Consider the following 12,190-nt stretch of genomic DNA (forward strand, 5'->3'; position numbering starts at 1 on the left):
CGGCATCGAACGGATGCTGATGTTCCGCCACAACGTCGAAGACATGCGAGACATGGTCGAGGGTGACGTCCGGTTCACCCGGCCGTTCGGGATGGGGCCGTAGTGGGCTCCGCCGTGACCGCCGCCGTGCGGGGCGCCCCAGGCGGGTGCGGCCGGGGCCGGGTAGCCCTGCGGGCCCGGGGGCGGCGGGGCGGGCTGCTGCCACTGGGACTCCACGCGGGTCAGCGCCTCGAGCTCGCCGTAGTCGAGAAAGATCCCGCGGCAGTTGCTGCACTGCTCGATCTGGACACCGTTGCGGTTGTACGTCTGCATCGACCCATGACACTTCGGACACTGCATGGCCGGCTCAACTCCTCGCCCATCGGACCTGTTTCCCGTTTCGCCAGGACAGACTCCGTCCGGCGGCGGTCGGTTGCACCCTACTTCGGGAAACCGGGGGTCAACTGCGGTGGGGCGGAACTCATTCGGGCGCATGCGTCGATCACGGACATCTCGATCTCGTCGAGGGGGCGTTGCTCGGTGGTCGCCTTGACGATCGCGCGGGCCGCCGTCTGCACGGTGAGGGCGCGGGCCGGGACGTCCAGGGCGGGCCAGGGGTCGCCGTCGGGCGGGACGGCGGGGCCGCCGGCGGCGCGGTACGCGGTGAGGAAGCGGGTCCATTCGTCGGGCGGGAGGAGGCCGCAGGCGTACCAGGCGGCGGGGCGGGCGAGGTCCCAGGTGGGGACGCCGGTGCCGAGGTCGTCGACGTCGATGAGGAGCCAGGGGCCGTCGGGGGTGGGGTGACGGACCAGTTGGCCGAGGTGGAGGTCGCCGTGGCAGAGGGTGGTGCGGTCCGGCATGGGGGTCTCGGCTCGGGCCCACGGGGGGAGGGTGGACCAGGCGGCGAGGACGGGGGGTACGGCGGGGTTCTGGGTGGCGGTGGGGGTTGGGGTGGCTTGGAGGCGGGCTATCGCGCGGGCGGCTTTGGTGGGGCCTTGCATGGGGGGCAGGGGGGTGCGTGTGGGAGTGACGGATGGGAGGGGGGTGCGGTGGAGGTGGGCGAGGAGGGTGGCAGCGGCTTCCCAAGGGGCCGCGTCCGGGTCGTCGGGGGCTACGGGGGTGCCGTACGGCCAGAAGGTCACCAGGCGGCCGTGCAGGTCGACGGGGGTCGAGAGGAGTGGGGGGAGGAAGATGCCGGGGAGGTGGGCGGCTGTGGTGAGGCGGGTGGTGAGTTCGGGGAGGGAGGTGGTGGGGGCGTGGGCCTTGGCGACGGTGTCGGCGTGGCGGACGACTGTGGCGTCGGGGCGGTCGGCGAGGGTTTCCGTGCGGTCTGGCGTTCCGCGGAGGCAGGGGCAGGTGGGGGTGCGGGTGTGTGCCGTGGCCCTGGCTCGGGTGGTGAGTTCTGTGAGCAGGGGGGTGGCGGTCACGGGGCTCCCTGGGCGCGGTGGGTCTGGTGCACGAGCGTACGGTTCTCGCCCCCGCCGCCCCTACCCGTCCCAGGAGCGCTGCCCCTTCGGCCCCGCCAGGGGGCTCCGCCCCCTGAACCCCCGCTCCTCAAACGCCGGAGGGGCTGAAAAACAAAAAGCAACGCCGGCGCAGCTCCCCAGCTGCGCCGGCGTTTTGCCGTCCGCCGCACCCCCGTCCCCACGGGGTTTCATGGGTGGATGTCCCCGCCCGGACCGCTCTTCCGGGCCTGGGGTCGCCGCTCAGCGCCCCAGCATCACTCCCACGGACGACGCCTGTGTCGCTACCGTCTCCCAGCCGTCGAAGACGAGGAGCAGCAGCGCGGCCAGAGGGAGGGCCATGAGTGTCGCCACCAAGGGGTGGCGGCGGCCCTGACGGCGGGGGCGGAAAGCGGTGTGCGCCTTGCGCTCCTGCGTGCGGATCTGTGCCCGCGGTGCCGTGTAGGCCATGGTCCCTCTCCTGACCGAACTCAGTTGTCGTTGGCAGCGGCGGGTGTCTGACCTCGGGGGACGAGTGCTGCACCCGCCGCTTGACCTCAAATCTAGGCGTCCGGCCCCTGTCGCACGTCATGCCCTCGTATCGATTCCCGGGCCTCCCGGAGGATGAGCCATGACCTGGGAACTACTCCCCTGGGTGGAGACGCGGTCCTAGGTCTCAGGGTCTTCCCGGAGGGGCTGTCCGGTGTGCCCTGCCTTCTCCGAGCTGTCCTCCCTGGGCACCGGCTGTTCGACCAGGGCCAGCACCCGGGTCGCCATGAAACGGGCCGTGCGGACCACGGAACCGCTCCGGGTGACTTCGCTCACTTCCACGACACCTCGGCGCACCGCCGTCTCCACCCGACGGCCCGCTCTGCTCGCCACCACCTCGTACGTCCTTGTCGTGTCCCCGGCGTCCACGACTATCTCCACGCGATCACCCTTCACGCGCTCAATCCCCCTTCTGTGGCGGGTGGTTGGGATCACAGGGCGGTCGAAGTCCCGCTGTTCACGCGGTCCCTGACCACTCTTCAAGTCTCCCACCCGGCACTGACAATCCGTTGGGGCGAGAGGGCGCGGCCTCTGCGCGCGGGCGGCCGTGGAAACGTAAGCTGTCGCTCGTCACACGGACCGGGCAGCGGGGATGAACATGGCGATGATGCGCCTGAGGCGCGAGGACCCGCGTGTCGTCGGCTCGTTCAGGCTTCACAGACGGCTCGGCGCGGGTGGGATGGGCGTTGTCTATCTGGGCTCCGACAAGAAGGGGCAGCGGGTCGCGCTCAAGGTGATCCGGCCCGACCTGGCGGAGGATCAGGAGTTCCGGTCGCGGTTCGCCCGTGAGGTCTCGGCCGCGCGGCGGATCAGGGGCGGGTGCACCGCTCGGCTGGTCGCCGCGGATCTCGACGCGGACCGGCCGTGGTTCGCCACGCAGTACGTGCCCGGGCCCTCGCTGCACGACAAGGTCGCCGACGAGGGGTCGCTCGGTGCGGCCGAGGTGGCCGCGGTGGGGGCTGCCTTGTCGGAAGGGCTCGTCGCCGTGCACGAGGCCGGCGTGGTGCACCGGGATCTCAAGCCCTCCAACATCCTGCTGTCCCCCAAGGGACCGCGGATCATCGACTTCGGCATCGCCTGGGCGACCGGGGCCTCCACGCTCACCCACGTCGGTACGGCCGTCGGCTCGCCCGGTTTCCTCGCGCCCGAGCAGGTGCGTGGCGCCGCCGTCACCCCGGCCACCGACGTCTTCTCGCTCGGCGCGACCCTCGCGTACGCCTCGATGGGTGACTCGCCCTTCGGGCACGGCAGTTCCGAGGTGATGCTGTACCGCGTGGTGCACGAGGAGCCTCAGCTGCACGGCGTCCCGGACGCGCTTGCCCCGCTGGTGCGCGCCTGCCTCGCGAAGGACCCCCAGGACCGGCCCAGCACCCTCCAACTGTCGCTCCGCCTCAAGGAGATCGCCGCCCGCGAGACCCAGGGTCTCGGCGACGTACGTCCGCCCGCACCGCGCGCCGCCGAGGCGGACCGGCCCACCGGGCGGCTCTCGGACACCTATCCCGACCAGCAGCAGCGTTCCGTCCAGCGGCGGCCCCCGCAGGGGACCAAGGGTTCGCAGGGGGGACAGCAGGGCTCGCAGGCCGGGCATGGGGGACCTGGGAATCCGGTGGGTTCGCAGGGTTCGGCCGGGCCTCGGGGCAACGCTCCCTCTCGGGGCAGCAGTGCGTCCCGTGCGGGCGGGGGCGGTCCGTCGTCGTCCCGCTCGGGGAGCCGGAACACTCCTCCCGCGCGGAACACGACGCGTTCCGGCAACGGCAGTGGGAGTCGGCCCGCGCCGCGCAGCGGTACCGGGCGGCCGGGGCCCAGGAACACGGGTACCGGTCGGCGGCCGGCCAATCCTCGGCTGCTGCGGCAGCGGCTGTTCGTGTTCGTCGTGGTGACGCTGCTCGTGGCGCTCGGCATCGCCGCCGCGCAGGGGTGTCAGGGGCCGTCTCGGGGGCTCGGCGGGGACCGTGATGTCGTACGGCAGGAACAACCGCATCAGCACGCGGGCTGGTCTGCGGCTCAGTAGCGGGTCAGTACGTCACAGGGTCGGCAGGATGCGTTCGAAGAACTCTCGGTCCGCCTCGAAGACCGGGCTCAGCGCGAGGTACTCCTCCGGTGTGACCCAGCGGGCCTCGGTGACCTCGTCGCCGTCGGGGACGGGCTCGTCGGCGGAGTTCTCGGCGGTCCACCAGTGGAGGCGGAAGTGGCCGTCCTCCGTGAGTGACTCCCAGACCTTGGCGCCCGGGGAGACCGTCAGGCCGATCTCCTCGTGGACCTCGCGGACCAGGGCCTGCTGCTGGGTCTCCCCCGGTTCGAGCTTGCCGCTGAGGGGTTGCCAGTAGCCGGGGCGGGCGACGGTGGGGCCGCGCCGGACGACCAGGACCCGGCCGTCGCGGCGCAGTACCGCCACGATCGCCTCGCGCCGTGCCATCGGCTACGCCTCGGGGCGGCCGGTGGCCACCGCGTAGAAGGCGACCGCGGCCGCCGCGCCGACGTTCAGGGAGTCGACGCCGTGGGACATGGGGATGCGGACCCATTCGTCGGCGGCCACCAGGGCCTGCGTGGAGAGACCGTCGCCCTCGGCGCCGAGCATCAGGGCGACGCGGTCCATGCGGTGCGGGGCCGCCTCGTCGAGGGATCTGGCCTTCTCGTCCGGAGTGAGGGCGAGGAGGGTGAAGCCGGCCTCGCGGACCGACTCCAGGCCCTTGGGCCAGGTGTCGAGACGGGCGTACGGGACCGAGAAGACCGCGCCCATGGAGACCTTGACGCTGCGGCGGTAGAGCGGGTCCGCGCAGTCCGGGGAGAGCAGGACCGCGTCCATGCCCAGGGCCGCCGCCGAGCGGAAGATCGCGCCGATGTTGGTGTGGTCGTTGACCGACTCCATGACCACCACGCGGCGGGTCGTCTGGAGCAGGTCGGCGGCCGTCGGCAGCGGCTTGCGCTGCATGGAGGCGAGTGCGCCGCGGTGCACGTGGTAGCCGGTGACCTGTTCGGCGAGCTCCGGGCTCACCGCGTAGACGGGGGCAGGGAGTTCGTCGATGACGTCACGCATGACGTCGACCCACTTCGCGGACAGCAGCATCGAGCGCATCTCGTAACCAGTGTCCTTGGCCCGTCTGATGACCTTCTCGCCCTCGGCGATGAACAGGCCCTCGGCCGGTTCGCGCTTACGGCGCAGCTCCACATCGGTCAGGCCCGTGTAATCACGCAGGCGCGGGTCGTCGGGATCCTCAACGGTGATGAGATCGGCCACAGGGTGATACTGCCTTGTCCTGGGTGTGGTGCCAACGGCTGGAACCGGGTTGGGTTACCCGTGGTTACGCGTGCTTCTTGGGGCCTACGTCCACGACCTCGCCGATGACGATGACCGACGGCGCCTTCACCTCCTCCGTACGGACCGTCTCGGCGACCGTCGCGAGGGTCGCGTCGACGCGACGCTGACCTGCGGTGGTGCCCTCCTGGATCACGGCGACCGGGGTGTCGGGGGACTTGCCGTGCGCCACGAGGGTTTCGGCCACCTTCCCGATCGTGCCGACGCCCATCAGGATCACCAGCGTGCCGGTCAGCCGGGCGAGGGCCGGCCAGTCGACCAGGGAGCGCTCGTCGTCGGGGGCGATGTGTCCGCTGACCACGGTGAACTCGTGCGCCACGCCCCGGTGGGTGACCGGGATGCCTGCCGCGCCCGGGACCGAGATCGAGCTGGAGATGCCGGGGACGACCGTGCACGGGATGCCGGCCTCGGCGAGCGCCTGGACCTCCTCCATCCCGCGGCCGTAGACGAACGGGTCGCCGCCCTTCAGTCGTACGACCGACTTGCCCTGCTTCGCGTGTTCGATCAGGGCGTTGTTGATGGCCTCCTGTGCCATGAAGCGGCCGTAGGGCAGTTTCGCCGCGTCGATCACCTCGACGTTCGGGGAGAGTTCGGCGAGGAGGTCGCGGGGGCCGAGGTGGTCGGTGATGACAACGTCCGCCTCGGCGAGGAGGCGGCGGCCGCGGACGGTGATCAGGTCCGGGTCACCAGGGCCGCCGCCGACGAGGGCGACGCCGGGGGTGCGGGTGCGGTGGTGCGGGGCTACGAGGGTGCCGTCGCGCAGGCCCGCGACGACCGCGTCCCTGATGGCGGCGGTGTGGCGGGGGTCGCGGCCTCGGGCGTCGGTGGTGAGGACGGCGACCGTGACGCCTTCGCTGTGGCCGGTGGCCGGGGTCCAGGCGGTGGCCTGGTCGGCGTCGTCGGAGCGGACGCAGAACACTCGGTTGCGTTCGGCCTCGGCGGAGGCGGTGGCGTTGGCTTCGGGGTCGCTGGTGGCGATGAGGGCGTACCAGGCGTCGGCGAGGTCGCCGTCCGCGTAGGGGCGCTTCTGCCAGGTGAGCTCGCCCGCGTCCGCCATCGCTTCTACGGAGGGGGTGGCTTCGGGGGATACGAGGAGGATGTCGGCGCCGGCTGCGATGAGGGCGGGGAGGCGGCGCTGGGCTACCTGGCCTGCACCTAGGACGACGACCCTGCGGCCGGTGAGGCGGAGGCCTACGGGGTAGGCGGGGTGTTCGGCCATGGGGGTGCGGCTCCCTGGTGTGGCGGTGGTGCGATGCGGATGCCCTGACGTGCAGATTTTAGAGGGCGGGGAGATTTGGGGCGGCTCGGGTGTGCGGTGGCTGAGCTTCGTAGCCGAGCGCGGGCCGTGGACGGTTGTGCCCACCCGTTCCGCCGTGCGGAACGCCTGCCCACAACCGTGGCGGCATATGAGAGGGACCCGGGGGCGCAGTACCCCGGGTCACCCAACCTGCCGCCTACTTCTCCGTGACCCCCGCCGAGTCGAACGTAGCCACCTCGTGCATTGCCCTGGCCGTGCTCTGTACCAGCGGCAGAGCCAGCAGCGCGCCTGTGCCCTCGCCGAGGCGGAGGTCGAGGTCTACCAGGGGGCGGAGGCCGAGTTTGTTGAGGGCGGCCACGTGGCCCGGTTCGGCGCTGCGGTGGCCGGCGATGCAGGCCGCGAGGACCTCAGGGGCGATGGCTCGGGCGACCAGAGCTGCCGCGCCTGCGCTCACGCCGTCCAGGATCACCGGCGTACGCAGGGACGCGCCGCCGAGGAGGAGGCCGACGATGGCGGCGTGCTCGAAGCCGCCGATCGCGGCGAGTACGCCGATGGGGTCGGCCGGGTCGGGCTGGTGGAGTTCGATGGCGCGGCGGACGACCTCGGTCTTGCGGGCCAGCGTCTCGTCGTTGATGCCGGTGCCGCGGCCCGTCACCTCGGCGGGGTCGGTGTCCGTGTAGACCGAGATCAGCGCGGCGGACGCGGTGGTGTTCGCGATGCCCATCTCGCCGGTGAGGAGCGCCTTGTTGCCGGCCGCGACCAGGTCACGCGCGGTCTCGATGCCGACCTCGATGGCCTGCTTGGCCTCCTCGCGGGTCATCGCGGGGCCGGTCGTCATGTCGGACGTGCCGGCCCGGACCTTGCGGGGCAACAGGCCGGGCGTGGCCGGGAGTTCGGACGCGACGCCGACGTCCACCACACAGACCTCGGCGCCCACCTGGCTCGCGAAGGCGTTGCAAACGGCGCCGCCGCCAAGGAAGTTGGCGACCATCTGGGCCGTCACCTCCTGCGGCCACGGGGTGACCCCTTGCGCGTGCACGCCGTGGTCACCCGCGAAGATCGCGACGGCCGCGGGCTCCGGGATCGGCGGCGGGCACTGCCGGGACAGCCCCGACAGCTGCGCGGAGATGATCTCCAGCATGCCCAGGGAGCCCGGCGGCTTCGTCATCCGCTTCTGGCGTTCCCAGGCCTCGCCGAGCGCCTTGGCGTCCAGCGGACGGATCTGGGCGACGGTCTCGCCGAGCAGGTCGTGCGGGTCCTCGCCGGGCAGCGCGCGGCGGCCGTACGTCTCCTCGTGGACGACCCAGGACAGCGGGCGCCGCTTGGACCAGCCGGCCTGCATCAGCTCGGGCTCGTCCGGGAACTCGTCGACGTAGCCGACGCAGAGGTACGCGATGACCTCCAGGTGCTCCGGCAGGCCGAGCGCGCGGACCATCTCACGCTCGTCGAAGAAGCTGACCCAGCCGACGCCGAGGCCCTCGGCGCGGGCGGCGAGCCAGAGGTTCTCGACCGCGAGGGCGGCGGAGTACGGCGCCATCTGCGGCTGGGTGTGGCGGCCGAGGGTGTGCCGGCCACCGCGCGTCGGGTCGGCGGTGACCACGATGTTCACCGGGGTGTCGAGGATGGCCTCGATCTTCAGTTCCTTGAACTGCTTGGCCCGGCCCTTCGGCAGCGACTTGGCGTACGCCTCGCGCTGGCGCTGGGCCAGTTCGTGCATCGCGCCGCGCGTCTCGGCGGAGCGGATCACGACGAAGTCCCAGGGCTGCGAGTGGCCGACAGAGGGCGCGGTGTGGGCCGCCTCCAGGACGCGGAGCAGCACGTCGTGCGGGATGGGGTCGCTGCGGAAGCCGTTGCGGATGTCGCGCCGTTCGCGCATGACCTTGAGCACGGCCTCGCGCTCGGCGTCGTCGTAGGCGGGCGCGGCCGGACCGGTGGACTGTCGTGCTTCTGCCACTACGGCCGTGCTCTCTTCCTGCTCGGCGGCCCTGGTGTCCAGGTCCTCCGCCTGCTGTACGACGTCGGGATCGGCCTCCCGGGGCGCGGGGACCACGGCGACCGGCTCCTCCTCCGCGGGGAGGGTGAGCGGGTGCGGCGGGGTCGGCGCGAGGTGCGGGGTGGTCGGCACCGAGCCCTCGACGGGCACGAACTGGCCCACGGGCTGTTCCGGAGCACCCATGTCCAGGGGGATGACCGCGGGCTCGGGTGCGTTGCCGGTGACAGGCCCCTGAGGAGCGGGGATCGGCTGGGGCTCCGGCGCTTCCACAAGCGCGTCGGAGGGAGTGTCAGTGTCGGCCGACGCGACGACCGCGAGGGGCGTCACCAGGTCGGGCGCGGGCGTGATGTGCGCATCGGCGTCCGGTGCGGGCTCGTCCCAGGGGGTGGACTCGGGGTCCACCGGCTGGACGGGCGGCTCGTGGGATACGGCGGTGTCGGCGGCCGGAGCGATGGCTTCCGCCAGGTGCGGGGCCGGTGCCGTGTCGTCGTGGGCCGGCGCCGAGTCGGCGGGCTCCGGGAACGGGAGGACCTCGACGGCTTCGACGAGATCGGGTTCGGCCGGTTCGAGGACCGGCTCCAGGACGGGGGCGAGTCCGGTCGGCTCGACGGCAGCCAGAACGGGCTCGGGCGGGACCGCTTGGGCGGTGGGGTCGTCGTGGGCGGCTTCGGGCACGGGCGCCTCGAAAGCCACGCCCGCCTCGGGCGCGGGCGTCTCGAAAGCCACGCCAGCCTCGGGCTCCGGTGCCGGAAGCGGCATGGCTTCAGCAGGCGGTACCTCGAAGGCATGCGCCGCCTCAGGCGCGACGGCCTCGACGAACTGCCCGCCGTCAGGCGCCGGACCGGTCTCCGGAACCTGCCCGGCAGCAGCGTCCAGGGGGACGGGCTCGACCTCGGCAATGGGCTCGGAGCCGGGCGTCGCATCGACCACGTGCCCCGTCTCCGGAAACGCACCGACGATCTCCCCGGCATCCGCACCGGCCCAGGCCGCCTCGACCGCCGCCGCGTCCGGACCGGCGGGCTCCACCGGAACGTCGGCCTGCCCGAACTGCGGTACGGCCTCGGCGGGAACACCGTGCGTGCCGTCTGCCACGGGCGCGACCGGAATACCCGGAAGGCTGTCCCCGGGGCCCTGTCCGCCCTCCACGACGAACGCGGGCTCGGCACCTGGCCCGTTCTCCGCGGCGAACCCGGTCTCGGCACCCTGGCCGCCGTCCGCGGTGAATCCGGCGCCGGAGCTCTGTCCGCCCTCCGCAGCGGACATGCCGACCGGAACCTGGCCGTTGTGCAGGCCGTGGTCGTACTCCACTCCCCCGGCTTCCGGGGCCGAACCGCCGTACGCGACATCGACGTTGGGCTCGGGGTCCGGGGTCGCCTGGGCCTCGTAGGCCGGCTCCTGCTCGGCGACAAGCGCCGGCGCGGACACCTCCACCAGCTCGGGGGTCGACTGCTCGGCCGGGACAACCGTTTCGGCAGCCGGCGCCTCCGTGGTGACCTGGGTCTGGACCGCCGCCTGCGACGGAGCGGTGCCCCAGGGGCTCCCGCCCTGCGGAGGCAGGTCGCTCAATGGCTGGGAGGCGTCGAGGTATTCGGGGCCGGCGGTGGTCGGCGGGGCGGACTGCCAGACCGGCGCTCCCGTGGGGCCGCGGTCGGCGAGGGAACGGACCGGGCTCGCGGAGGCGTTGGGGGTCGGCGGGCCGAGGTGCAGGGGGCGGCGCGGCGGGACGGGTGCCGGCGCGGGTGTCGGGTCGGGCAGGCGGACGCCGTTGAGGTCGACCGAACCGCTGTCGCGGCCCGCCGTCTCGTGCGGGCCGGGCTCGTGGACGGTCTCGACGACCGGCTCGGGCGCCGGCGGGGCGACCTCGTTGCCCCAGGGGCTCTGGGCGCCCGGGAGCAGCAGCAGGTCTTCGTCCTCGGCGGTGGTCTCGGAGAGGTAGGTGTACGCGCCGTGCGGGGGGACGCCCGGCTGTTCCACCATGCCTGCGCTCTCCGGCAGTCCCTCGCCCGGGACCTGGCCGGTGTCCGTCATGCGTACCCCTCGCCCATCGGTTAGTGCTTCTACGTCCAGCCCACCGGGGACGGCGCACCGACCGCCCCCGCAGTGAAGAACGAGCGTGCCTGTCCAGCGGCACGAACGACCCGTCCCTAAAAGGCGACAAAGCCATTCAGTGGCATTGTCGCGGCCGTTGCCCCGCCTTGGCAGCTTGATCCGCGACGGGCCGCTGTGGACTGCGCCACGTTGCGCGTCCCCCGGTTCCGCCGTACCACACCCCATCCCAAAACGGGCGCGTTTTCCGGACATTGACGAACGAAGTGCCGGGCCACCCGATGCGGTACAACGGTCGGCCAGCCTACCGCGCGCGGTACGACTACAGGATCACCGGGACGGAATAAAACAGGATCACTGGGACGGTACCGGGCTCACGTGGTGCGCTCCGGGAGCACGCCGCTGAGCAGGAACGCGACGCTCCGCTCCTTCTCCGTCCACGCGCGCGTGTCGAGTTCGACGGACTGCAGCAGCGCGCACTCGACGCGGTATCCGTGCTCCGTCAGGTCCCGGCCGAGGAGTTCGGCCGCGTCGCGGGTGGCGGCGTGCGCGACGATGCGCTGCGGGCGGCGGTCGACGACCGCGGAGACCACGGCCACTCCCCCGCCACCGACGCGGACTACGTCAGGTTCAGGGAGGTTCTCCAGGACGTGGGGGGCCGTGCCGTGGATGATCTGCGGCTGGACTCCGAAGCCACGTGCGACGGCCTCGGTGCGAGCGCAGGCGGCCACATCGCGGTCGACGGCGATGACGGCGGCGCCGGCCCGTGCGGCCTCGACGGTGAAGGCACCGCTGCCGCAGCCGATGTCCCACACCAGGTCGCCCACGCGCGGTCCCAGTCGGGCGAGTTGGGCGGCGCGCAGCAGATCCGTTTCGCCCTCGCCGAGGTGATCCCCGTAGGACTCGTCGGGCAGTACCCAGCCGCGGGGTTCGGTGCCCGGGTCGCGCCCGGCGAGCCAGCCGCCCTCGCCGGTGACGCCGGGTGCGGCGGAGCCGCCGATGACGATGACGACGTTCGGGTCGCGCCAGGTGTGGTCGGCGGCCTTGTCGGAGGTGACGACGGTGACCTGTTCGCGGTCGGTGCCGAGTTCCTCGCAGATGACGAAGGTGCGGTGCACGCCTTCCAGGAGCAGGCCGAGTTCGGCGGGTCCCGCGCCGGGTGAGGTGAGGACGGCGACCTTGGCGTGGGCGCGGCACACGTTCACGGCGCGGCGCAGGGTGCGGCGGTGGGCGACGACCACCTGGGCGTCGTCCCAGGGCATGCCGGCCCGGGCGAAGGCGGCGGCGACCGAGGAGACGGCGGGGACGACCTCGACCTCCAGGCCGAACTCCGGTGCGCGCAGGGTGCGTACGACTCCGAAGAACCCGGGGTCGCCGTCGGCGAGCACGACCGCGGAGCCCCTGTGGGCGGCGATGCGGCGGGCGGCGAGGGCGACGCTGCCGAGGCGGATGCGTTCGGCGCGGGGCGGGACCTCGGGGAGCGCTAGGTGGTGGGCGGAGCCCGCGACCAGGGTGGCGGCGCCCAGGGCGGAGCGGGCCGCGGCGGTCGGCGGCGAGCCGTCCCAGCCGATCACCGTGACGCGGTCGGCCATCGTCGTCAGTCTCCA

Annotated in this window: 10 protein-coding genes and 1 pseudogene; 2 read left to right on the top strand and 9 right to left on the bottom strand. The window is 72.7% G+C overall.

Annotated features, from left to right (window positions below; all coding sequences use genetic code 11):
- On the top strand, positions 1 to 103 hold a 103-nt coding region (locus ACWDR3_RS36115), incomplete at its 5' end, for a tRNA ligase subunit PheS family protein (RefSeq protein ID WP_450356812.1).
- On the opposite strand, the pseudogene ACWDR3_RS36120 reads toward ACWDR3_RS36115, so the two are convergent.
- The 4 genes and pseudogenes from ACWDR3_RS36120 to ACWDR3_RS36135 form a co-directional block, all read right to left on the bottom strand.
- A pseudogene (locus ACWDR3_RS36120) lies at positions 97 to 339 on the bottom strand (TFIIB-type zinc ribbon-containing protein); the annotation flags it as partial. The gene ACWDR3_RS36115 and the pseudogene ACWDR3_RS36120 sit on opposite strands and share 7 nt — an antisense overlap.
- 80 nt (positions 340 to 419) lie before the next feature.
- A complete protein-coding gene (locus ACWDR3_RS36125) occupies positions 420 to 1,406 on the bottom strand; it encodes a phosphotransferase family protein (RefSeq protein ID WP_450356791.1) in 987 nt (328 codons plus the stop codon).
- Positions 1,407 to 1,685: 279 nt separating this feature from the next.
- The gene (locus tag ACWDR3_RS36130; protein ID WP_401725152.1) at positions 1,686 to 1,892 is read right to left on the bottom strand and encodes a hypothetical protein; all 207 of its coding nucleotides are present in this window, start codon (positions 1,890 to 1,892) and stop codon (positions 1,686 to 1,688) included.
- A gap of 198 nt (positions 1,893 to 2,090) precedes the next feature.
- Positions 2,091 to 2,366, bottom strand: a complete 276-nt coding sequence (locus ACWDR3_RS36135; protein ID WP_124002793.1) for a hypothetical protein — start codon at positions 2,364 to 2,366, stop codon at positions 2,091 to 2,093.
- Between the two features lie 196 nt (positions 2,367 to 2,562).
- Between ACWDR3_RS36135 and ACWDR3_RS36140 the strand changes: the two genes are divergently transcribed.
- Positions 2,563 to 3,981 carry a serine/threonine-protein kinase gene (locus ACWDR3_RS36140; protein WP_450356792.1) on the top strand — a complete coding sequence of 473 codons (1,419 nt, stop codon included), beginning with the start codon at positions 2,563 to 2,565 and terminating at the stop codon, positions 3,979 to 3,981.
- 12 nt (positions 3,982 to 3,993) lie between these two features.
- Here the strand turns inward: ACWDR3_RS36140 and ACWDR3_RS36145 are convergent, their stop codons facing one another.
- The 5 genes from ACWDR3_RS36145 to cbiE form a co-directional block, all read right to left on the bottom strand.
- Positions 3,994 to 4,386: an NUDIX domain-containing protein gene (locus ACWDR3_RS36145; protein ID WP_450356793.1), complete on the bottom strand. Its 393-nt coding sequence runs from the start codon at positions 4,384 to 4,386 to the stop codon at positions 3,994 to 3,996.
- Positions 4,387 to 4,389: 3 nt separating this feature from the next.
- Positions 4,390 to 5,208, bottom strand: a complete 819-nt coding sequence (locus tag ACWDR3_RS36150) for a TrmH family RNA methyltransferase (protein ID WP_124002790.1) — start codon at positions 5,206 to 5,208, stop codon at positions 4,390 to 4,392.
- A 64-nt stretch (positions 5,209 to 5,272) separates the two neighbouring features.
- Positions 5,273 to 6,505 (bottom strand): uroporphyrinogen-III C-methyltransferase, encoded by a 1,233-nt coding sequence (cobA, locus tag ACWDR3_RS36155; RefSeq protein WP_450356794.1) that lies wholly within the window; start codon positions 6,503 to 6,505, stop codon positions 5,273 to 5,275.
- Positions 6,506 to 6,740: 235 nt separating this feature from the next.
- Positions 6,741 to 10,565, bottom strand: a complete 3,825-nt coding sequence (cobT, locus tag ACWDR3_RS36160) for a nicotinate-nucleotide--dimethylbenzimidazole phosphoribosyltransferase (protein ID WP_450356795.1) — start codon at positions 10,563 to 10,565, stop codon at positions 6,741 to 6,743.
- A gap of 392 nt (positions 10,566 to 10,957) precedes the next feature.
- On the bottom strand, positions 10,958 to 12,175 hold the full coding sequence (gene cbiE / locus ACWDR3_RS36165) for a precorrin-6y C5,15-methyltransferase (decarboxylating) subunit CbiE (RefSeq protein ID WP_450356796.1): 1,218 nt from the start codon (positions 12,173 to 12,175) through the stop codon (positions 10,958 to 10,960).
- Between the last annotated feature and the right edge of the window lie 15 nt (positions 12,176 to 12,190).

It is taken from the genome of Streptomyces sp. NPDC001002 (genome assembly GCF_053599215.1).

Excerpts from the sequence above, each read along its gene's own strand:
- ACWDR3_RS36130 (WP_401725152.1), bottom strand. The coding sequence starts at position 1,892 with ATGGCCTACACGGCACCGCGGGCACAGATCCGCACGCAGGAGCGCAAG.
- ACWDR3_RS36140 (WP_450356792.1), top strand. The coding sequence starts at position 2,563 with ATGAACATGGCGATGATGCGCCTGAGGCGCGAGGACCCGCGTGTCGTC.
- ACWDR3_RS36145 (WP_450356793.1), bottom strand. The coding sequence starts at position 4,386 with ATGGCACGGCGCGAGGCGATCGTGGCGGTACTGCGCCGCGACGGCCGG.
- cobA (WP_450356794.1), bottom strand. The coding sequence starts at position 6,505 with ATGGCCGAACACCCCGCCTACCCCGTAGGCCTCCGCCTCACCGGCCGC.
- cobT (WP_450356795.1), bottom strand. The coding sequence starts at position 10,565 with ATGACGGACACCGGCCAGGTCCCGGGCGAGGGACTGCCGGAGAGCGCA.
- cbiE (WP_450356796.1), bottom strand. The coding sequence starts at position 12,175 with ATGGCCGACCGCGTCACGGTGATCGGCTGGGACGGCTCGCCGCCGACC.